Below are 22328 nucleotides of genomic sequence, written 5' to 3'. Positions count from 1 at the left end.
GGCTTAACGCGACCCGCTAGGGGAGGAAATGTCACCACGGATGATTTCGATGCCCCGGTCCGCGCGCGGTGCAGCGCGGCGCGGGACGCTGCTGGGAACGGGCAGTGCCGCGGTGGAACTGCGCCCGCGTCCGGCCAGTGCGTCGGTGTCGATGCCGGCGTAGGCATCATTTTCCGGGCGCTGCAGGGCAAGGCGTTCGTCGGCGGAAAGCTCGCGGCGCGGGCTGAGCACGCGGCCGGGGGTCGGGAACAAGGCCTGGTCCGGCAGCGCGATGTCAGCCGGGTTGCGCAGCGCCAGGAACAGCTTCCCCTGTTGGGCGCCGAGCAGCAGCCGGTTCGCCTCGGCGACCGGCACCGCCAGCACCGCGCTGCGTGCCGGTTGCGTGGTTCCATCATTGCGTGATGCGCCGGCCGAGGAGTCTGCGCCAGTGATGTCCTGTGCGCGGCTGTCGGCGGGTGCAGGCGCGCTGCCATCGGCGGGCATGCTGGCCACGCTCTGCAGATCATCCGCGCCATAGCTGAGCACGCGCAGCCGCGACAACAGCAGCCGCGTCTGCGAGTCACCGTCGTCGCGCAACCCGCCCGACGCGCGCAGGTTGAGGAACACATCGACAAAATCGCCCGGCTGGATGCGATTGCCTGCGGCCACCAGTTCGTCCACTGGCACCGCGAGTGCGCGCTCGCCGGGATTCAGGCGCAGCGAAAAGCCCTGTGCGATCTGCGCGGTCTGGATCTGGGTGCCTGCCGGGATGTCCTGGATCGGTACCGCGCCGACCAGGGCGTTGATCGAGGTGTAGGCGCCCTCCGGGCGTTGAGGATGGCCGGCGATGCGCAGGTCCTCGGCTGTGATCGGTCGCCCGGCCGGCAAGGCGCCGGCCGCCTCGACCACCGGCCAGGTGGCAGGTTGTGCAGGAGCAGTGGCGGTCGCCGGCGTGCCGGGCGGCGCCTCGCTGGCGCGGCGGCTCACCCCGAAGGCGACAATGGCCAGGATCACCGCCAGGCCGATCAACAGGATTGCGGCGATGCGGGTCAACTTGAGCATGCGGTTCTCCGGAAGGTCATCAGTTGCCGCCGAGGTCGAGTTGGGCGACAGCGGTGCTGCGCAGCGCCCGTGGCATTACCCAGCCGTACACGCGCCCGGTACCGGGCAGGAAGGGGTGGGCGCGGTAGTCGTAGCTCACCTCCACGCGGATGCATTGCGCGGCCGGCAGGTCGGCGCAGGGCGCGGGCGTGGAAACGGTGATCGGTGGCGCGCCAGCCGCGGCGCAATCGGGGGTCTGCTTGGCGTAAGTGAGCAGCCACTGCATGGAGCGTCGTGCCGCCAGGCAGGCGGCGGTGCGGCGTTCGGTCGGCGTGGCATGGCGGAACGCAGCACGTGCGCCTTCCGCCGACGCCGCCGACAGCGTCTGCTGCACGGCCATGATCATCACGCCTGAATAGGTGACCAGCAGCAGTGGCAACAGGCCGAACAACAGCATGAGCGCGAACTCAAGGGTCGCGATGCCGCGCTGCCGCGTCGGGCGGCGGAGGGGGCTGGCGGTGATGCTCATGCGGCACCGCCGGATGGCTGCTGCAGGACCCACCAGATACTGGCGAAGGCCAGGTACGCCGCATAGGGAATGCCGACCCGGCCCTGGCGCGCCTGCCGCCACTGCGCGATCACCGGCTGCAGGCGGCGCGAGGCCGCATTGTCCGTCTCGGGACGCGGACCGGAATGGGACAACGCAGGCGCGATGCGCCGCGCGACGATCACGCACGTCGCATGCGCACCGGCGAGCAGGCTGGCGATGATCCAGATTGGAAGCAATGGCGCCGCGCCGAGCAGCAGGCCGAGCACGGCGAAATACTTCACATCACCGGCACCCATCCAGCCGATGGCATAGAACGGCAGCAGCGACAGCAATCCCAGTACGAAGCCGAGCAGGTGCGTGCCCGGAAATCCGCGGCCAGCCATCCACCACTGCCACGCCAGCGCGACCAGCGCGACGCCGGTGGCCAACAGCAACCCGCGATTGGACACCCGTCGGGCGTACAGGTCATGGATGGCGACCTGTACGCCCAGCAGCAGTGCCACCAGGGGAAGGAGTTCCATATGCGTTATGTCCCCCGAATCGGTCGTACGACGCACTTGCGTGCCATGCCGTCGCCGCGGGGAGAGCCGGGCGACAGCGCAGGCAGTCAACGACAGTCGATCAGGCCGCGGCCGCGGTTGCGTCGTCGACCACTTCACCCAGCTTGGTGAACAGATTTTCGAAGAATCCGGTGATCTGGTCTTTACCCACCGCCACCAGGATGCCCGCGATCACGGCGGCCAGCAGGCCGTATTCGAGCGCGGTCACGCCATCTTCTTCAACGAGGAACTTGCGAACGGATGCATTCATGACGGTTTCTCCATTTCCCAATCAGAGCCCGAACGGGCGGATACAGCCCCTGGTACCGATGGTGTTGCCTGGCTCCGCCAGGACCGCCATCACGACCGCGCATCCTGCGCGGTGCGGCCCTTGCAGGCCTGCGCTATCGACCGGGCGGAGCCCGGGCGACGTCATTGGAGGCGGATCGCGCTGGACAGTGCGGTCATTGCTGCCGAAACGCGGCGTCGGCAATGAGGGCAGTGCGTACGAAGATTGCTGTCCATGGCGTTCCCCTTGTTTCTCGATCACCGCGTCGGTATCGCCGCGCGTCCTGAATTCGATGCTCGACGAATCACGTGGGATCCAATACACAAAATCGGCAGGCGTGGGGTCAACTTTAGAAACTTCGCGCCGCGTGTGCGTCGTGCATGAGCCCTGATGTAATGGCGGCAAAGTGAAGCCCGGGTAGAGATTATGTGATGACGATGTGATGTCAACTATTTGACGCCATGCGAGCGCGCTTTAACGTTGGGTTTCAACGGTTTCGGACACAGTTGTGACGATGATTGTGATTCTGTTTACCTGGCGTCCAGTTCGGGCATAATTGCCAAAAATGCGTATCGAAGGCTTCGCCGACAATCGCTGTCGCATCGGCTGAGGGGTTTAGCTGCAATCAGTGAATGATTTAGCTGCAATCAGTGAATGATTTAGCTGCGATCAGTGAATGATTTAGCTGCGGTCACGAACGAGTTACATGGGCGGGCTGGCGGGCATCGTCGCGGCGGGTTGGCCGCAACAGAATGCGCAGCAGGAAAACGCAGGAGTGCGCACCCGGTGGCCATGCGGCGCAGGCATCGGGTTTCCAGGCCAAAGGGGGCATCACTGTCATGGTAGATGGTGTGGTGGAAGACCAGATCGACAGCGGGCTGCGGGCATTCGACCTGACCTCGCTCAGCGGTGTCCTGCGCGTGTGCGATCTGGAGATGGTCCTGCTCGATGGCAACGGCCCGCGTGCCGCGATCGAATCGCAGGTGCATGACGAAGCGCTGTTCTGCACCGCGGTGAGCGGGTTTCATTTCCGTGGTCGTTTCATGCTGCCCCAGGACTGGTGCCTGCTTGGCTTGATCCACGCCACCAATGAGAACGTCAGCTGGTGCCATGGCATGCCGCTGGCCGCCGGGATGGCGTTGACCGTGCTGCCGGAGGGCATCAGCGAGTTCACGCTCAGCGCCGGCACCCACCTGACGTTGCTGCTCGCGCCGATGCAGCGCGTTCAGCGCAAGCTGACCGAGCTGAGCCTGCGCAGCACCTTGCCCTCAGGGCAGGCCCTCTCCCTCTTCCAGGCCGGCACAGGCAGCAACGCAGCGCGACTGGTGCAACGCTACGGTGATGTCCAGCAAGCGCTGCTCGGGCAGGGCGGGACGTTGCCGGCCGACGCCGTGGACGCCCTTCTGCATGACCACATCCAGGCGCTGCTCGGCGCGGGCAGCGATGACCACCCCACCTGCAGCCGTGGCCGGCGCACGCATTATCTGATCGCGCAGCGCGCCGAGAACTTCATGCGGCTCAATCTGCGTCGTTATATCTATATGAATGAAATCTGTGATGCCGCCGGTGTAAGCGAGCGCGCATTGCGGTATGCCTTCGAAGATCTGTTCGGTACCTCGCCGAACCGGTATCTGTCGATGTTGCGGTTGTGCGCGGCGTGCCGTGGGTTGTCGATGGCCGATTCCAGCCGAAAATCGGTGAAAGCCATCGCACTCAGCTGCGGGCTGTGGGACCTTTCGCGATTCGCCGACAACTATCGCCGCGTGTTCGGCGAGCTGCCGCGCGACACGCTGATGCGTGCGCCGGCCCAGATGGGCAGCCCGGCCTGAGGGTTTACGTGGGCAGCTGCGCGCCCGCCGTGCACATATTCGGCAACCTGCCGAAATTGCCCATAGGCCTGCCGGTTTTACCCCTCGTCTTGCCGGAACGCACGTTTGCGCTGCCGGAATGAAGTGCTCACGGTTTGACCCCTCGACTGTAATGACATCCACGTGCCGTCAGGCACCGGTGATGTTCAACGCATTCGTAAACGGGGGAATACCTGATGAACCGTATCTTTCGATTGGTGTGGAGCCACCGGCTGAACGCCCTGGTGGTCGTCTCCGAAATCGCCACCGCGCGCGGCAGCCTGGCGGCTGGTCCGGTGGTGGTGCATCTGAAGGTGCCGATGTCGGTGCTGTCGCTGGGCCTCTCGCTGGCCCTGTGCACGGGCAGTGCATGGGCGGGTGAGAACCAGACCCTCACCGACCTGCAGGCACTGACCGCCAAGTACACCGCACCGCTGCCGGTGAAGCTCGATGCCGACGTGGCGCTGGCAGCCGCGGCACGTGATCGTGGCACGGCCCCCCTGCTGAGCGTGGATGCCAAGGTCAATCTCAACCTCGGTACACCGACGGCCCACCGGGCGGCGCTGCAGGTGCATGCCGCTGCGCAGGCCAACGCGGACCTGCCCAGGCGCGTTGCCGCACCCGGGGGCCAGGTGGCAGCCTTGGCCGATCTGGGCATCGCGGCAGGTACCAGCAACGGTGCCGGGTTGAATGCCCATGCCGATACCAACGCGGTCGCCTCGATTGCGCCGACCGCAGCGACGGTGCACGTGCCGGTCAAGGCCGATGCGCGACTCACCGCGGCAGCGGATACGGCACGGGCAGTGAACGCCGAGGCGAAGGCGGCGGCGAACGTGGCCGTCGCGACGCCGTCGCCGCGGAAGGCCGCACTGGAGGCCAACGTCGATGCGGCAGTACAGGCACGGCTGGCGGCGGCCGAGGTGGAGGCCAAGGCGACGCTGATCGCCGAGGCCACGGTCACGCCCGATGCCCCGGACGCGGTCCAGGCATCGCTGGCGAGCAATGTCGCTGGCGGCGTGCGCGTGGATGCGCTCGGCCACGTGGTCGATGCGGCCGACCGCAATCCCAAGCTCGTCGATGCCGGCGTCAGCGCCGTGCAGACCAGCTCGATGGCGCTGGCGCCGAACGGATTGGGCAACGCGCTCGGTGGGTTGTTGAACGGTGTGGGCGGTGCGGTCGGCGGCCTGCTTGATGGCGTCGGCACGACGGTGGGTGCGATCACGACTCCCGTGCTCGGCGCGGTCGGCGCGGTCACCACGCCGATACTGGGTACCGTGTTCCCGGCACCGACGTCGCTGCCGCCGGGCAGCCCGAAGGGACCGGCCCCGGCCGATCCGAACGCCGGCCTTATCATCGGTACCGGTGGCCTGGTCGGCTCGCTCTCGCAGCTGGTCGGACCCACCGCGCAGGGTCTGCTGGGTGGCGACGGCTACGTGCGCAATGGCAACCTGGCAGTCAGCAGCGCCAACGTGATGCAGACCTACTCGGTCACCAACGTGCTGGGCCTGCCGGTGGTCAACCTGAGCCCGGTCGGCACGCTGCTCGATGGACTGGGAAACGCCAGCACCGGTGGCAGCTCGCACCTGACCCTGATCGGCGGCGTCACTTCCGACAGCTACATCTACAACATCAACAACGGCGATCCCAACGGCCTGCTCGGCCTGGTGTTGCCGGACGGGTCGCCGGCATGGTCGAACAAGTGCCTCAACCTGCTGGTGGCCAGCGTGGACTGCTGGGCGGTCAATGCCGCGCAGGATTACCAGGTGCTGGTCGGCGATGGGGCGTTTGCCAACGGCTCCAAGGAAGTGGTGATCGGCGCCAACGCACGTCATGAGCTGCCGCGGCAGGACGCCAGCATCGCGTTCCCCGGCGCCGGGCTCAACGATCCGACCGACCCCACCGGCGTCCCGACCGCCGACTACGCCGCGCGCATGGGCCATTCCGTGGTCGTCGGCGATAGTGCGACGGGCACCGCCAACGGCCAGACCATCCTCGGTGCGGAAGCCACCTCCAACCAGGCCAACAGCGTGGCGCTGGGGTACCGATCGGCCGCCAACCGCGGCGCGCAGGCCGGCTACAGTGCTTACGGGTTGAACGGGCAGCAGGTGTCGGCCGGTGAAGTCTCGGTCGGCTTCGCCGGTGGTGAGCGCCAGATCAGCAACGTGGCTGCCGGCAGCGCCGCCACCGACGCGGTCAACGTGGCCCAGCTGCAGGGCGCGATCTCGCAGATCGATGCGGTCGGCACGCTCGCGGTGACCTATGACGACGATGGCGCGGGCGGCGCCGACTTCCGCCGGGTCACCCTCGGCGGCGGCACCGGCACCACCACGATCGCCAACCTCGCCAACGGCGCGGTCAACGCAACCAGCACCGAGGCCATCAACGGCGCCCAGCTGTTCGACACCAACAGTGCGATTGTCGACTACTTCGGCGGCGTCACTGCCTACGATCCGGTCACCGGCGCGTGGACCGCACCGAGCTTCCAGATCTCCACGATCTCCACCGGCGGGGCAGTCGCGCAGGGGGTGTACGACAACGCCAGCGATGCCTTCTCCGCGGTGGATGGTTCGCTGGTCAACCTCAACACGCAGATCACCGATATCCGCAACGGTGTTGGCAGCCGCTATCTGAAGATCAACTCGACCGGGGCAGAAGCCGCCGCCGCGGGCCTGGACAGCATCGCGGTCGGCACGGGTGCCTCGGCCACGGCCGCCAACAGCGTCGCGGTGGGTGCCGGTGCACTGGCCGACCGCGAGAACACGGTGTCCGTCGGTGCGGTCGGTGCAGAACGCCAGGTGGCGAACGTGGCCGCGGGCACCGAGGCCACCGATGCAGTCAACCTGGGCCAGCTGGAGGCGTCCGAACAGGGCGCGCTGCGCTACGACCTCAATCCCGATGGCAGCGTGAACTACGCCAGTGCCACACTGGGCAACGGTGGCGGTGCTACCACGCTCAGCAACCTGGCCGCTGGCAGTGTCACCGCCAGCAGCAGCGAAGCGATCAACGGGGCCCAGCTGTTCGCTGCCAACCAGGCCGTGGCCACCCACCTCGGTGGCGGCGCTGCGCTGGATGCCAACGGCATGGTCACCGCGCCGAGCTACACCATCAACAACGTCGCCAGCGATGGCCAGGTCACCGCCGGCAGCTATGACAACGTCGGCAGTGCCTTCGATGCGGTCAGCACCTCGCTGGCCAACGTCGCCGACCAGACCGACACCGTGGACCGCCTGGCGGTGAAGTACGACGCCGATGCCAGCGGCAATGCCACCAACACCATCACCCTGGCCGGTGATGCCAGTGGCGCGGCGGTCGCACTGACCAACCTGGCCGAGGGTCGCGTGCAGGCCGGCAGCCTGGATGCGGTCAATGGCAACCAGCTGTTCCAGACCAACAATGCGCTGGTGGGGTACTTCGGCGGCACCACCAACTTCGACGGCAACACCGGGATCTGGACGGCGCCGACCTTCCGCATCTCCTCCATCGCCACCGACGGCAGTGTCATCGCCAACGATTACAGCGACGTCACCGTGGCCTTCTCGGCGGTAGATGCCTCGCTGACCAACCTCAATACCCGCATCGACCAGATCCAGCCGGGTGGCAACAGCCAGTACGTGCAGGTGAACTCGACCAAGGGCGCGGCCACTGCGGGCGGTGCCGACAGCATCGCGATCGGGCCGCTGGCCAGCGCCGCCGGAAGCGGCAGTGCGGCCATCGGTGACGGCGCCAGCGCCAGTGCGGACAACAGCGTTGCGCTCGGCGCCGGCTCGGTTGCCAGCGTGGGGGCACAGACGGGGTACACCGGTGCCTACGGCCAGACCGGGGCGAGCAGTTCGGTGGGCGAAGTGGCCGTCGGCAGTACCGGGGCCGAGCGCAAGGTCACCCATGTGGCCGATGGTTCCGAGCGCTACGACGCGGTCAATGTGGGCCAGCTGCAGAACGGCGTGAACTACGCGATCAACGAGTCCAAGGCCTACACGGATACGCAGATCAACAACATCAACAACGGTACCTCCGGCATGTTCCAGGTCAACAACACGCAGAACCTGGCTGCGCCCTCGGCCTCCGGCGACAACGCCGTGGCCGGTGGTGCCGGCGCCGCCGCCGCGGGCAACAACGCCACGGCGCTGGGCAACGGAGCCAGCGCACAGGGCAGCAACAGCGTCGCGCTGGGCGCCGGTTCGGTGGCCGATCGGGCCAACACGGTCTCGGTAGGCAGCAGTGGTGCGGAGCGGCAGATCGCCAACGTGGCTGATGGCAGCGACGCCACCGACGCGGTCAACGTCCGCCAGCTGCAGGCCTCCCAGCAGGGCACGATCCGTTACGACACCAACGTCAACGGCACCACCAACCTCAACAGCGTGACCCTGGGCAGCACGGCTACCGGGCCGACCACGGTGCGCAACGTCGCCCCGGGTACCGCCGGGACCGATGCCGTCAACGTGGACCAGCTGCGCAGCGGCATGGCCCAGACCCTGGACTGGTCCAAGGCCTACACCGACGAGCGCATGGACTCGTTCGACCGCAACCTGCAGAAGACCGACAACCGTGCCTCGGCCGGTGTCGCCTCGGCGATGGCGGTGGCCGCCCTGCCGCAGCCCTATGAGGCCGGCCGCAGCATGGCCTCGCTCGCCGCCGGCAGCTTCAACGGTGAATCCGGCGTGGCGGTGGGCATCTCGGGGGTCTCCGAAGGCGGGCGCTGGATCTACAAGTTCAGCGGTTCGACCAACAGCCGCGGCGATGGTGGTGTCGCGGTAGGTGCCGGCATCCAGTGGTGACTGCCTCCGGTGCCGGCGCGCTGCCGGCACCGGACCTGCGGTCCGCATTCAACGCATACAGGGGGAACACCATGTCCATGCAGCCCACATCCACCACCCAGGTGCCGCTGTTGCGGTCACTGGGCCTGAGCCTGGCGGCCCTGCTGCTGGGCGCCTGCGCCAGCCACGGCGAACAACGCACCACGCCGTCCACGGCGACCGCCGACACCGCCGACACCGATGCGGCGAACTTCCCGGATCCCCGCAAAGCCACGTTGAAGGAGGGCCTGTTCGTGGATGTCGACACTCTGCGCCTGTTCGCCCGTGGCATGAGCAAGCGCCAACTGTACGCCCTGCTGGGCACCCCGCATTTCGGCGAGGGCATGTGGGGCGTGCGCGAATGGAACTACCTGTTCAACTTCCGCAGCAGCCCGGGCGGGGACTATTTCACCTGCCAGTTCAAGGTCGACTTCGATGGAAAGGGGATCGCCCAGACGGCGCACTGGAAGCCGCAGGCCTGTGCGGCCGTGCTTGATCCGCCGCGCCCCCCGACGCCCCCCGCACCCGCGCCGATGCCGAGCGAGCCGCTGCGGCTGGCAGCCGACGCGATGTTTGCCTTCGACAGCGCCATGCTCACCCCCGAGGGGCGCCGGAACGTGGACGCCCTGCTGCAGCAGGTCCGGGATGCAAGCCGGGTGCAGACCATCCAGGTGATCGGCTATACGGACCGGATCGGCAGCGACCGCTACAACCTGGTGCTGTCGCAGCGGCGCGCTGAAGCCGTGCGCGATGCGCTGGTGGCCGGCGGAGTGCCGACGGCGGCCATCATCGCCGAAGGGCGCGGCAAGGCCGATCCGCTGGTGCAGTGCGAGCAGGCGCAGCGCAAGGCCCTGATCGTCTGTCTGGCACCGAACCGGCGCGTCGAACTGTCGGGCAAGGCACTGCCGCGCTGAAGCCGCACGGGGCCGCCTGCTCACCTCTCTGCCCATACCCCGCCGGCGCACCCGTGCGCCGGCGAGGGACCGTCTTGACCTGGCGCGTCGTCCGCACAGCGTGATGTCTCCCCCGTCATCGTTCTGAAGACGGCGCGCCTGGCCATCTCTTCCACCCCCCCGGGCCGGCCGAAGGCGAACTGCGGCCGCCATTTCCGGTTACGGCATCAGGACCTTATCGATCACATGGATCACGCCGTTGCTTTGCTTCACATCGGCAATGGTCACCTGCGCGACCTGGCCCTTGCTGTCCGTCAGGGTGATGCCCTTGCCGGCGACACGGGCGGTCAGCGCTTCACCTTCCACCGTCGTCAGGCTCGCCTTGCCACCGCCCTGCTTGATCTTGGCCATCAGATCGGTGCTGGTGACCGCGCCGGGGACGACGTGGTAGGTCAGGATCCTGGTCAGGTCGGCCTTCTTTTCCGGCTTCAGCAGTCCCTCCACGGTGCCCTTGGGCAGCGCGGAGAAGGCCGCATTGGTCGGCGCGAACACGGTGAACGGGCCGGGGCCCTTCAGCGTATCGACCAGGCCGGCGGCCTTGACCGCGGCAACCAGCGTGGTGTGGTCCTTGGAACTGACGGCGTTGTCGATGATGTCCTTGTTGGCATACATCGCCGCACCGCCGACCATCGGATTGCTGTGCGCCGCCATCGGCGCGGCCGGGGCCTGCGCGAAGACGAGCGGGGACGCGGTGGCGGCAAGACAACCGATCAGTACGAGGCCTGCGAACTGGATCTTCATGACCAAAACTCCCAAATGGATGCGCCGGTGTGACGCACCTTCAGCTACGGCGGGAGTGTCGTGGCGGATGCAGCAGGAGGCTTTCTTTTTTCAACTATCAGGAGCAGGTGAAAGCGGCGTCTGCACCACGCGATGAAACCACGGGGCGGCCACCCGGTCAGGGGCCCTGTTCGCTGGTGATCGTGGCTCCCTCACGCATGACCAGGGTGACCGGCGTCTTCTCGACGACCTCGAGCAGGCGCGCCCAGTGCGCCTCGGTCAGCACCCCGGAGGCATGCAGTACGCGGTGGACCTGCAAGCGGCCGTCCGCGTCGCGGGAGGAAGACAGCTCGGCACGGAACTCGCCCAGGTCCCAGCCCTTCTTCTCCGCATACATGCGCAGGGTGATGGCCGTGCAGGCCGCAAGCGAGGCGAGGTAGAGATCGAAGGGGGCCATGCCTGCCGCCTGGCCGCCCAGGCTCACCGGTTCGTCGGCCACCAGCGCGTGCTCGCCGCTGCGGATGTGGTGGCGGTAGTTCACGCCATCGGAAACGATCTGGACCTGTGCCATCTGCTGCGCCTTCGGGGTGGAGATCGGCGCAGGATGGCATGGGCCGCGGGACAGCGTACGGTCGCGCTCTGGAGCACCCTGCGATCTGGGGCGACCCGCGCGGCCTTCCACGCTCCGCCCCAAGCTGCTTACGGGTGCGCGGGAACGCGCAGCGGCGGCAGGTCGGTCGCCACATCGCCCAACGGAAAGCGCACTTCGACACGGGTACCGCCCAGCGGGCTGGAACCGATCCGCAGGCTGCCGCCCAACAGCCGTGCACGCTCTTCCATGCTGATCATGCCCAGCCCCGGCGCCGCCGGCGTGCTGCCCGCTACCGGCATGCCGATGCCATCGTCGTCGACCCGCAGCAGCAGCTGCTCGCCGCGCACCGTCACCAGGACGTGGGCGGTACTGGCATGCGCGTGTTTGTCCACGTTGTTCACCGCTTCCTGCACTATCCGGAACAGGCTCAGCTCGCGGTCGTCACCGAGTCGGGGCGGGCTTTCGATCCGGCATCGCACGCGCAGCGCCCCACGAGCATTGCGCTTGATGCAGAACGCATCGAGCGCACTGGCCAGGCCGGTGAAACGCAGGATGCTCGGATGCAGCTCGTGGGAGATCGACCGGATGTCATTGGACACCGTCAACAGCTGGTCCTGGAGCTCGACCACGCTGTGGCGGTCGGCTTCGGGAATCTGGTTGCGCAGGGTACTCAGGCAGATCGAGATCGCCGCCAGCGACTGGTTGACGTCGTCATGCAGGTCGCGCGCGATGCGCGTGCGCTCTTCTTCCTGCACCACGAGCATCCGCCCGGTCACCTCACCCAGCCGACGATAGGCCTGCTGCAGTTTCAGGTGATTGGACAGCTTCTGCTCGGACAGCGCGCCGAGGAACAGCAGGGCACAGCCGGTGCCCAGGGTCCATACCTGGGCGGTGATCAGGTTGCGCTCGGGCGTCCAGAAGGCGAGCGGACCCACGCCGGCCAAGCTCAACTGCATCGCCAGCACCGCCACGATCAGCATGCACACCGCTGCCCCGCTGACCCCGAACACGATCAACACCCAGATCAGGAGCGGAATGGGGGCCAGGACCAGCAGCGGGGTCATGACCCCTTCGGGCCAGTCCATGCCCCAGATCACGCCCAGCACGCCGAACAGAAGCACGGCGACAGCGATCGTGCGCCAACGCCAGCCGGCCCGACGTTCCGGTGTCTGCAGCACCCGCGCGATGTTGACCACCGTCGGCACGACCAGCAGGTAGCTCACGCTGCTGCAGAGCAGCCGTGTGAGCAGCATGCCGGGTGCCAGTCCGCGGGGCGCGCCGGGAAAGACGAGCATCTGCCACCACGCCACGCACACGGGAAGTGCGATGCAGCCGAGTGCGATGAACAGGGAGATGTCGCGGAATCCCTCCAGCGCGGAACCGGTCGCGCGCCAGCGCAGCAAAAGCCAGGCTACGGCGGCCACCAGGGCCAGTTCACCGGCACTGGCCACCAGCCCACTCAGCCCGACGAACGGCACCAGCACGAACGCCAGCACGGTGCCGACCGCGGCCGCGAGGATGCACGTGCGCCACTGCGGGCGCGGGGTGAACAGCAACCAGCCCATCAAGAGCGGTCCTGGAATCCACAGCACGTGCAGACGGAAGCCCGGCATCTGCGCCAGCGTCGGCAGCAACTGGCCAAGCAGGCAACCAATCAGCAGCGGCAGGACGTGCGTGAATGTGATGCGAGGCGCAGGTGATGCGCGCGTGGAGGCGATGGGGCTGACCGAATCGTCCGATGCTGCTGCACGGGTGCTGTCGACAGGAGCGATGTGCGTAACAGTCGCGTTGACGCGCACGTGGACCTCGGTGGGTGCGTGAGGAAGCTTCGGATCGAGGCCTGTCCCCGAGGCGCGCAACGCCTCCCTCGGACAGGTCTCAATGTGATGCGTTTCACGCTTGCGGGGCAGCGTGTCACCGCTTGTAGCGATGTCGTTTCCGCCCCACAATCGCGCCGATGTAAACAGCTTGTCCCCCGTCGCGCTATCCGATTTCCGACCTGCTTGAGGAACTGGCATGGACGAACCGATGGCCCCGTACAGCCGCTTCGTCGTCGATGGCTTCGACGCCGATGCGTTGCTGGGGGTAGTGCGCGACACGCGGTTCGAACAGCGCCTGCTGGCCGCCGGGCACTTTCGCGCGTGCCTCCAGCGGCTGGTCTTTCCAGAGTTCAGCTTGGACAGCGGCACCTACACGCTGCCGATTTTCGCCAGCGGCAGTTTTGGCGAAGGATTGATCGCACTGGCGATGGCCGTGTCCTGCCAGCAGCCGATGTGGGCCAACGGACGCTGGGTTCCGGCGGGCCAGGTGATGGTGTTCGCCGAAGACAGCGAGCTCAATGTGCGTCCGCAGCCCGGGGGCTGGCAGTGGGCCGTGCTGCTGATTCCGCGCGAGGTCCTGCAGCGCGAGGCCGTGGCGCGGGTCGGCCGCGAACTGCGCCTCCCGCGCCGCGGATGGTGCAGCCGCCCGGCCGCCCCCGCGCACGCGCAGGCACTGCGTTACGGCGTGTTCTCCGCACTGGACACCGCCGCGCGCTGGGAGGGCCTGATCACGCCGGAGCACCTGGCGGCGCAGTCCGCGCTGCTGCTGGGCGCCTTCGTGGACGCCGTCAGTGCCGCCGATGCCGGACCGGAACGATGTGCCGATGGCAGCTGGATCGAACGCCACCGCGATGCCGTGGTGCGGCGGGCCGAGACCCATCTGAAAGGCCATCTTGACCGGCCCTTCGACAGCGCGGCCCTGGCGCTCGCCCTGGGCGTGGGCGAACGCCAGCTCGAACGTCTGTTTCGTGATGCCTACGGACATGGGCCGTGTCACTGGCACCAAGTGGCCCGTTTGAACCGCGCGCGCAGCGCGTTGCTGCAGGCAGATGCGTCGGGGAGTGTGACGGAGATAGCCCTGCGGCTGGGCTTCGGGCATCTGGGCCGCTTCTCCCTGCTGTACCGCACTGTCTTCGGGGAATGTCCTCGAGACACCTTGCGACGCTGAATCGTGACCTGAGCCGTGGGCCGCAGCGCGCACGACATCGCGTGCATGACATCACGGCCCCGTCACGCAGCCACTCGCATGTTCGGCACGCTGCAGACGCATCGGGAAGGTTTGTCGTGGCGCATTGCCGATGACGAACCTGGCGATGGTGGCTGCAGCGACGGGTCCACGGGGGCTATCGCAGCGAACGGAGGCAGGCAATGGGCGTCTCGTGCGTGCAGAGGAGGTCTGTGCCATTCGGCAGTGTCGTCGTCGCCGACGACCACAGGCTCGTGGCCCAAGGCATCGAACGCTTGTTGATGGACTGTTTTGACTCGATCGTGCTGGTGTCGTCCGGCGAGCAGCTGCTGGCCACCCTCCGCCGCGAAACGCCGGATATGGTCGTTTCGGATATCAGCATGCCCGGCATCAGCGGCCTTGAGGTGATGCGCCAGGTGCGCAGCGAAGGTTGCCTGACGCCGTTTCTGTTTCTCACCATGCACGACGAGTCCAGCCTCGCGGCCGAGGCGATCCGTGCCGGTGCCCGTGGCTACATGCTCAAGAGCGCGGCCGGCGACGAACTGGTGCGCGCGATCCATGGCGTGATGGAAGGGCACACCTATGTCACGCCCAGCCTGGCGGTGGATGCGATCGTGTCGTCGGGGCGCCGACAGCATGCGCTGACCGACAAGCAGCTGCGCATCCTGGAATACGTCGGCCGTGGCCTGCGTTCCAAGCAGATTGCCTACGCGCTGGGGGTATCGGTGCGCACCATCGAATCGCACAAGTACGCGATCATGCAGGAAATGGGGGTTCACGGGACGCTGGAGCTGGTGCGCAAGGCCCAGTTGGAGGGCCTGATCCGCCCCTGAGCAGCCTGGCCGTGTGCAGCCAGTAGATTTACTTGCCCGCTCGCGGTGGTTTTTCCCTTGCGAGCGTCCGGTGTCCGGTTGCACCATCAGGACAGGTGTCGAGCAGGCGAGTGCGATGAACGCGGTACGGGTACTGCTGGCCGAAGATGGGTGCGCGATGGGACGCCAGCTGCGCGGGCTGCTTGCCCAGCACGTCCAGGTGATCGGGCTCGTGCAGGACGGGGCTTCACTGGTGCAGGCAGCACAGGCGATGTTGCCCGATGTGGTGGTGACGGATATTGGCATGCCGGAGTTGGATGGACTGGAGGCCGCACGCCGGCTTCTACTGCGGCGCCCCGTTCTTGGTGTGGTGTTCATCACCGTGCACGCCGCGCCGCAGATGGTGTCGCAGGCAATGGCCCTGGGAGCGTGCAGCTATGTGCTCAAGTCCGATGCAGGTGATGACCTGCTGGAGGCGGTTGCGGCCGCTGTGAAGGGTGAGTCGTTCGTCTCGCGATCATTACGTGGCCCGCGCAGGAGCTGATCGCAGAGAGTCACTGGCTGTAGCAGGACGCCTGCGACCGCAGTGCGTCATTCGGTTCATACCTGGGAGGCTCATGTCATGAAAGCGCTCTGCATCGCAGTTGTCGCGGCCAGCCTGGTTGCCTGTGCATCCACACCGACCGTCAACACTGATTTCGATCCGGCCGCCAACTTTGGCGCGTACAGAACCTACAGCTGGGCGGTCAAGCCAACGGCTGGCTCACCCCTGGTGCAACAACGCATCGTCGATGGCATCAATGCCAGACTGCAGGCCAAGGGCATGCGCGAGGTGCCGCAGGGCGACATCGCGCTCGCCGCACACACGGTCACTGACCGGAAGCAGACGCTTGACACCTTCTACACCGGGACCGGCATGGGCGGATGGGGCTGGCGCGGTGGCTGGGGCGGGGGCATGGGCAACGCGACCACGACTGTCCGTACCTACGAAGTAGGCACGCTGGTGCTGGATATGTTCGATACGCGCACAAAGCAGGCCGTCTGGCGTGGCACGGCCAGCAGCACCGTGCCTTCGTCGCCGGACAAGATCAACGCTGCGGTGGAGACCGCCTTGGACAAGATGCTCGCTGGCTTCCCGCCCGCTGCCACCGCTGGCCGTTGACGGGTGGGCGGCGCGTGGCGCTGATTCCTTCACGGCACTGCTGCCCGTGCACGGCATCGCTGCTGCTCGCGTGCGTGTTCGCGAGCGGCGCGCTGTCGCCGCTGCACGCGGCGGAACCCGTTGCGGCCGACGATGCGGCCGGCCAGGGGGGGCATTGTGGCGTGCGCGGCCCGGGCGACACCCGGCCCCGGATCGGGCTGGCGCTGGGCGGTGGCGGCGCACGGGGCATCGCCCATGTCCGCATCCTCAAGCAGCTCGAGGCGCTGCACATTCCGGTGGACTGCATCGCCGGTACCAGTGCCGGCGCGCTGGTCGGTGCCTTGTACGCTTCCGGCGCCACGCCCGAGCAGATCGAGCAACTGGTGCTGAGCACCGAATGGCTGAGCCTGTTCACCGACCCCGTGCCGCGCAGCGAGCGCTCGCTGCGACGCAAGGCCGATGACTATGCCCAACTGGCCCCGATCGGCATCGGGCTGGGCGGCGAGGGCAAGGCGGTCGCGCTGGCCGGGGGCGTCTCCGAAGGCGAGAAGCTGATCGCCCTGTTCGAGCGTGCGACCGGTGCCGGCCGGGTCAATGGCCGTTTCGACGACCTGCCGATTCCGTTCCGGGCGGTCGCCACCGACATCAATACCGGCAAGCCAGTGGTGTTGTCCGAGGGCAGCCTGCCGATGGCGATGCGGGCCAGCATGTCGTTGCCGGGCATCTTCCGTCCGGTGGTGATTCATGACCAGGTGCTGCTCGACGGTGGCCTGTCCAATCAGGTACCTATCGACGTAGTGCGGGCGATGGGCGCCGATCGGGTGATCGCGGTGGACGTGGGCACGCCGTTGAGCGCGCTGGACCGCAATGCCAGCCTGGTGGAGGTGATCGGCCAGCTCAGCGGGTTCCTGACCACGCGCAGCGCGCAGGCACAGCTGGACAGTCTGGGCACGCAGGATCTGCTGATCTCGCCGGACCTGACAGGCAAGGTCGCCACCGGCGATTTCGACAAGGCGCCCGAGGCGCTGCGGATCGGCCAGCTCGCCGCCGACCAGGCGGCGCCGGCGCTGCAGGCGTTCGCGCAGACGCCGCAGACCTACACCCGGCTGGCCGCGCAGCGGGCCGGGCGGGCCCCGCCCGCGGTGCCGACCATGATCGATTTCGTCGAGGTGGACAACCACACCGGGTACGCCGACGCACTGCTGCTGTCCTATCTCCCGGTCCGCATCGGCCAACCGCTGGATGTCGAGGCGATGCAGGCCGGCGTGCTGCGCGCGTATGGCATGGGAACGCTGGCCAGCATCAACTACGAAATCCGGTCACGCGACGGCAGAACCGGTGTCGTGGTGTCGGCCTATCTCAAGCCCAACGGACCGGTGTACCTGGAGGCCGGGTTGAGCCTGAGCAACGACCTCGAAGGGAATCACGAAAGCAACCTGCGCGCCGGCCTGCTGTTCTCGCCGCTGTCGCCTTACGGCGCCGAAGCGCGCATCGCGCTGCAGATCGGCAGCGAACCCGGCCTGACCGGTCAGTACTACCACCCGTTCGACCTGCACAATCGATACGCCTTCCAGGCCGGTGGTGGCTTCCAGACCCGCAGCTTCAATCTCTACGACGATGCCGGCGACAAGATCGCGCGCTATCGCGTGCGCCGGACCGGCGCCACGGTGGCGCTGTTCCGCAATGTGTCCAACGTGCTCGCGTTGTCCGTGGGGGTGGAGCGCTACACCGGCAACGCCGAGGTGGAAGTCGGCGACCCGACCATCCCGCGCGTGGACTTCGACGAGGGGGCGTGGATCGCGCAGGCCACGCTGGACGACATCGACAGCGTGTATTTCCCGCGCGAGGGGTATCTGGTCAACGCCGGCACGTACCAGTCCAGCACCGGCCTTGGCGCGGATGCGCGGTTCGGCCAGATCGACCTGGATGCCGTGGCTGCGCGCTCGTTCGGCAAGCATGCCCTGCAGCTGGGGCTGCGCTACCACGTCACTTCGTCCGGCACGGCGCCGGTGCAGAATCTGTACCGGCTCGGCGGGCGCTGGCGCTTGGCCGGTTTCCAGCAGAACCAGCTGACCGGCCAGGATTATGCACTGGGTTTTGCCGGCTACACCTATGAGCTGGGCACGCTGCTCGGGCGCTCGGCCCAGGTTGGTGGCACGGTCGAATATGGCAATGCCTGGCAGCGGCGCAGCGACATGTCGTTGAGCGACGGCATCTTGAACGGCAGCCTGTTTCTGGGTTTCGATTCCTGGATCGGCCCGTTGATCTTCGGCATGGGATTCCGCGAAGGCGGCGAGAACGTGCTGTTCATCGAACTGGGGCAGTCGTTGTAGGTCCACCCGCGGCGATCCACGCGTCCACGGCCTGGCTGACCACGGTCATCGGCATTGCCCCATTGCCCAGGATCAGATCGTGGAAGGCACGGATGTCGAACCGGTCGCCCAGTTCCCTGCGGGCGTGCTCACGCAGTTCCAGCAGCCGCAGCTGGCCCATCTTGTAGGACGAGGCCTGGCCGGGCTGCACCAGGTAGCGGTTGACCTCGATGCGGACGTCGGCCGGGCTCATGCCGGTCTTCTCCTCCATGTAGGCGACGGCCTGCTCGGGCGTCCAGCGTTTGCGGTGCAGACCGGTATCGACCACCAGCCGCACCGAGCGGAACATTTCGGCCTGCAGGCGGCCCAGGTCACCGGCGGGGTCATCGCGGTACACGCCGGCCTCGGCCATCAACTGTTCGGCATACAGTGCCCAGCCTTCGCTGAAGGCGCTGGGATTGAGGCTGCGGCGCAGCATCGGCAGGTCGGTCAGGGTCTGGCCGATCGAGATCTGGAAGTGATGGCCCGGCGATCCCTCGTGATAGGTGAGGGTGGGAATGCTCCAGCGGGTGTTGGAGCTGATGTCGCCCAGGTTGATGAAGAACGTGCCCGGGCGCGAGCCATCCATCGCCGGCGGGTAGTAATAGCCGCCCGGCGAGGTGGCCTGCATGTGCGCGGGCACCGGCTGCACCAGCAGTTTCTGTGTCGGCAGGTGGCCGAAGTAGGTCGGCAGGATCGGATCGAGGTCGCGCAGGCGCTGCTCGATGTCGCCGATCAGCTGAGCGCGCCCTGCGTCGCTGTCCTCGTACAGGTAACGCGGGTCCTTGCGCAGCTGCGGGATGCGCGTGGCCACGCTGCCGTCGCGCAGCCCGAGCTGTTTCAGGCGGGCATCCATGCTCGTGTCCAGCCGCGCCACTTCGCGCAGCCCGATCTGGTGGATCGCATCGGCATCCAGGTCGGTGCTGGTGTACCAGCGCAGCGCGGCATCGTAGTACGCCTTGCCGTCCGGCAGTGCCCACACGCCCTTGTTGCCGGGATGGGTCGCCAGCGTTGCCTGCACGTTGTCGAGCAGGCGCTGATAGCCCGGGTTCACCGCGTCGCGCACCGCCGTGGTCGCCTGTGCGATCAGTTCAGCGCGCCGGGCTGCGGGGATCGAGGGCACCTTGTCCAGCTTGCGCTGCAACGACTGCACCCACAGGCTGTCCTGCGGCGCCGGTTTCAGCAGGGCACGGTACTGGTTGGCCGCGCCCTCCAGCGCCACCTCGGGCGGCACCACGCCCAGGCGGGCCTGCATGTCCACGTTGGCCCGGACCTGGTCCAGCTTGGGGCCCATCGCCTGCAGCCGTGCGATGTAATGACGCGCGCTTGTCTCGTCAGTGACCGCATGCTGGTTGTCCATGAACTGCGGCAGGTTGACCGGCAGGCTGAACAACTGGTCCACGGCGTAGGTGCTGCCGCCGACCGGCAACCAGGCCGCGGCCCACGGCACGGCCATCAGATCGATCTGGGTCTGGTAGAACCAGCGCGCCAGTCCGTCGCTGAGCCGTTGCTGTGGATCCAGCGGCGGGCCTTTCCATGCACGGATCTGCGCGAGGTTGTCGACCAGGAAGCGGCGGTTGATCTCGCGCCGGGCCAGCGAGACGTCGGTCAGCTGGCCGGACAGATCACCGGCGGCATCGCCACTGATGCCGAGCATCGTGCGCAGTTCCGGATCGGCGTTGATCGCGGCCATCGTCTGCGCATCGAGCAGGGCATTGAACGAGGTGGCGGCCGGGGCGACGGCGGGGGCTGGCGCCTGCGCCTGCGCCCGGTGCGAGGGAAGCGTGAGGGCGGCTGCGATCGCGAGGGCGAGCACGGCGGAGAAACGGCGGGCGGGCGTGGTCGAAATCACAGGGCGATCTCCGTTGGCGGGCGGGCTGCGCGCAGGCTACGCCAGCGCAGGGGCAAGCGCACCTGCTTCAGCCGGCGATCCGCTCGAAGCCGTCCGCGCTCCAGTCTTCACTGCCGACACCATGGTGGATGACGAACAGACCGTGCGGATCGTAACGGCGCTTGGCCGCCTGCAACCGGGGGTAGTTCGGTCCCCAGAAGGCCTTCTGCCAGTCTTTCTGGAAGTAGTCGCTCTCCGAGACATAGGCCGGCGCCGAGGGCGCCACCACGCTCAGTGCCTGGTAGGCGCGCGCGACGTTCAACGCGCCGCGGCGTGCACGGGGCTCATCGACGTTCAGGCCGAGGCCCGGATACACCGGCCCGCTGGCGTTGCCGATGATGGCCAGGGCGAAGGCATCCAGCACCGCCGGATGGGTGGCGGTCTCGCGGCTGGCCGCCAGCGCCGCCGCGGGCGCACCGAACAGGCCCTTGTTGCAGTGCATGCCGACATCCATGTGCTCGGCGGCCGCGCAGATGGCTGCGGCCGCCTGCGTGCGCCGGGCATCGTCCAGCAGGGAGGAGGGCAGCCATGCCGAGGCGTAGCCATGCAGGAACCAGCCGACCTGACCCTGGTCCCCCTTCCACAGCATGTGCCGTGAGGCGGCGCCCTCGCGGGTGTCCTCGGCGATCAGCGCGGGGGCATGCTCGCGGAAGAAATCCGCGTCCCACATGTGGCGGGCGGGCATCGCCAATGCCTGCAGGGGGTCGGTGATGGTGTACGCCGGCCGGGCGCGGACCCAGTCCAGGAACGGCGTCCAGGTCGCTTCGGCCGCGTCGCGCGACAGGCCCTGGAATACCATCGAGATCGACAGGCGGCGCTTGTCCTTGAACGTGAACTGCTCGCCCCAGTGCGCGTTGCACAGCGCGTCGCGGTAGAAGCGCAGCATCTCCGCCGCCAGGGCCTGCCAGCTGGCGTCGTCGCTGGCCTGGATCTGGCAGGAGACGCCGCCGAAGGTGTCGGGCAGGGCATGGGTGCGCAGCGTCATCCGGGTGACGATCCCGAAACTCGCGGCGCAGCCGCCCTTCAAGGCCCAGAACAGGTCTGGCTCGTTGTCGGCGTTGACGATGCGGATCTGCCCGTCGGCGGTGACGATCTCGGCCTCGAGCAGGCTGGCCGCGGCCGTGCCATGCGCCTTGGAGAAACTGCCGAAGCCGCCGCCGGTGACCAGGCCGGTCACGCCCACCGAGGTGCAGCCGCCGCCCTGGACATAGCGCCCGCCGCGGGTGGTGACCGCATCGTAGGCATCGATCCACATCGCCCCGGCGCCCACGCTGACCGCCGGCTGCGGCGCCGTGCCCGGGCGGGCGTTGTGGGCGACGAAGGCATCGTGCAGCTCGACCTGGTTCATCGCGCGGGTCCAGACCAGCAGCGAATCCGGCGCGCAGGAGGTGCCGTGATAGCTGTGCCCGCCGCCTTTGACCACCAGCCGCAGGCGGTGGGTGCGGGCGAAGTTCACCGCCGCGGCCACATCGGCGCTGTTGGCGGCGGCCACCACCTTCGCGCTGGGCACTGACCGCCATGCGCCGAAGTAACCACTGGTCTGGGTGAGCGCGGGCGCATCGCCGAGGAAGAACGGATTCTGCAGCTGTTCCAGCGCGGCGGCCCGGGTGGCGGCGTCAGCGAGGAAGGGGGACTGCGGCACCGACAGCCGACCGCCGACCGCACGCGACAATCGGTCCCACTCGGCGGCAGCGGGCCACCCCGCAGCGCCCGGCCGGACCCTCGAACGCATCGCTGCGAAGGCAGGGCCGGCCTTGAGCAGCATCGGCAGCAGCGGGAGGGTCAGCCCGGCTTTGAGGCAATCGCGTCGTTTCATGAGGGTCG

General features: G+C 67.7%; 17 protein-coding genes. 8 read left to right on the top strand and 9 right to left on the bottom strand.

The genetic code is table 11. From position 1 onward, the window contains the following. Window positions 1-3: 3 nt before the first annotated feature. The 4 genes from cpaB to ABE546_RS02005 form a co-directional block, all read right to left on the bottom strand. Window positions 4-1041 carry a Flp pilus assembly protein CpaB gene (gene cpaB, locus ABE546_RS02020; protein ID WP_346462511.1) on the bottom strand — a complete coding sequence of 346 codons (1038 nt, stop codon included), beginning with the start codon at window positions 1039-1041 and terminating at the stop codon, window positions 4-6. Window positions 1042-1060: 19 nt separating this feature from the next. Further along, window positions 1061-1549 (bottom strand): pilus assembly protein, encoded by a 489-nt coding sequence (locus ABE546_RS02015; protein ID WP_313211410.1) that lies wholly within the window; start codon window positions 1547-1549, stop codon window positions 1061-1063. Beyond that, window positions 1546-2091, bottom strand: a complete 546-nt coding sequence (locus ABE546_RS02010; RefSeq protein WP_313218557.1) for an A24 family peptidase — start codon at window positions 2089-2091, stop codon at window positions 1546-1548. Before ABE546_RS02010 ends, ABE546_RS02015 begins: the two co-directional genes overlap by 4 nt. A gap of 100 nt (window positions 2092-2191) precedes the next feature. After that, window positions 2192-2380, bottom strand: coding sequence for a Flp family type IVb pilin (locus ABE546_RS02005; protein ID WP_019184693.1), 189 nt, complete (start codon window positions 2378-2380; stop codon window positions 2192-2194). Between the two features lie 857 nt (window positions 2381-3237). Here ABE546_RS02005 and ABE546_RS02000 point away from each other — a divergent pair. From ABE546_RS02000 to ABE546_RS01990, 3 genes are all read left to right on the top strand, one after another. Beyond that, entirely contained in the window at window positions 3238-4227 is a 990-nt protein-coding gene (locus ABE546_RS02000) for a helix-turn-helix domain-containing protein (protein WP_313211408.1), read from the top strand. 215 nt (window positions 4228-4442) lie between these two features. Further along, window positions 4443-9020, top strand: coding sequence for a YadA-like family protein (locus ABE546_RS01995; protein ID WP_346462509.1), 4578 nt, complete (start codon window positions 4443-4445; stop codon window positions 9018-9020). Window positions 9021-9097: 77 nt separating this feature from the next. Beyond that, window positions 9098-9952, top strand: coding sequence for an OmpA family protein (locus tag ABE546_RS01990; RefSeq protein ID WP_346462507.1), 855 nt, complete (start codon window positions 9098-9100; stop codon window positions 9950-9952). A 198-nt stretch (window positions 9953-10150) separates the two neighbouring features. On the opposite strand, the gene ABE546_RS01985 is transcribed toward ABE546_RS01990, so the two are convergent. The 3 genes from ABE546_RS01985 to ABE546_RS01975 all read right to left on the bottom strand — a co-directional run bounded on the left by ABE546_RS01985 (window position 10151) and on the right by ABE546_RS01975 (window position 13102). After that, entirely contained in the window at window positions 10151-10732 is a 582-nt protein-coding gene (locus ABE546_RS01985; RefSeq protein ID WP_346462505.1) for a fasciclin domain-containing protein, read from the bottom strand. A 157-nt stretch (window positions 10733-10889) separates the two neighbouring features. Continuing rightward, entirely contained in the window at window positions 10890-11282 is a 393-nt protein-coding gene (locus tag ABE546_RS01980) for an OsmC family protein (protein WP_176988749.1), read from the bottom strand. A 128-nt stretch (window positions 11283-11410) separates the two neighbouring features. Beyond that, window positions 11411-13102 carry an ATP-binding protein gene (locus ABE546_RS01975; protein WP_346462503.1) on the bottom strand — a complete coding sequence of 564 codons (1692 nt, stop codon included), beginning with the start codon at window positions 13100-13102 and terminating at the stop codon, window positions 11411-11413. Window positions 13103-13319: 217 nt separating this feature from the next. Here ABE546_RS01975 and ABE546_RS01970 point away from each other — a divergent pair, with 217 nt between their 5' ends. From ABE546_RS01970 to ABE546_RS01950, 5 genes are all read left to right on the top strand, one after another. Then, on the top strand, window positions 13320-14291 hold the full coding sequence (locus ABE546_RS01970) for a helix-turn-helix domain-containing protein (RefSeq protein ID WP_313211403.1): 972 nt from the start codon (window positions 13320-13322) through the stop codon (window positions 14289-14291). A gap of 230 nt (window positions 14292-14521) precedes the next feature. After that, window positions 14522-15142 carry a response regulator transcription factor gene (locus ABE546_RS01965; protein ID WP_313218550.1) on the top strand — a complete coding sequence of 207 codons (621 nt, stop codon included), beginning with the start codon at window positions 14522-14524 and terminating at the stop codon, window positions 15140-15142. A gap of 115 nt (window positions 15143-15257) precedes the next feature. Continuing rightward, the gene (locus ABE546_RS01960) at window positions 15258-15665 is read left to right on the top strand and encodes a response regulator (RefSeq protein WP_313211401.1); all 408 of its coding nucleotides are present in this window, start codon (window positions 15258-15260) and stop codon (window positions 15663-15665) included. A 78-nt stretch (window positions 15666-15743) separates the two neighbouring features. Then, window positions 15744-16283, top strand: a complete 540-nt coding sequence (locus ABE546_RS01955; protein WP_346462501.1) for a DUF4136 domain-containing protein — start codon at window positions 15744-15746, stop codon at window positions 16281-16283. Window positions 16284-16297: 14 nt separating this feature from the next. Beyond that, window positions 16298-18595, top strand: coding sequence for a patatin-like phospholipase family protein (locus ABE546_RS01950; protein WP_346462499.1), 2298 nt, complete (start codon window positions 16298-16300; stop codon window positions 18593-18595). On the opposite strand, the gene ABE546_RS01945 is transcribed toward ABE546_RS01950, so the two are convergent. After that, on the bottom strand, window positions 18570-20465 hold the full coding sequence (locus ABE546_RS01945) for a DUF885 domain-containing protein (protein WP_313211398.1): 1896 nt from the start codon (window positions 20463-20465) through the stop codon (window positions 18570-18572). The two genes, ABE546_RS01950 and ABE546_RS01945, sit on opposite strands and share 26 nt — an antisense overlap. Before the next feature lie 67 nt (window positions 20466-20532). Then, a complete protein-coding gene (locus tag ABE546_RS01940) occupies window positions 20533-22320 on the bottom strand; it encodes an FAD-binding protein (RefSeq protein ID WP_346462497.1) in 1788 nt (595 codons plus the stop codon). Window positions 22321-22328 lie beyond the last annotated feature (8 nt).

Origin of the sequence: Stenotrophomonas sp. TWI377, from assembly GCF_039674525.1 — a bacterium.
GTDB lineage: Bacteria > Pseudomonadota > Gammaproteobacteria > Xanthomonadales > Xanthomonadaceae > Stenotrophomonas.
Note: the sequence above shows the minus strand (reverse complement) of the source record. Positions and strands in the feature narration are given on the sequence as shown.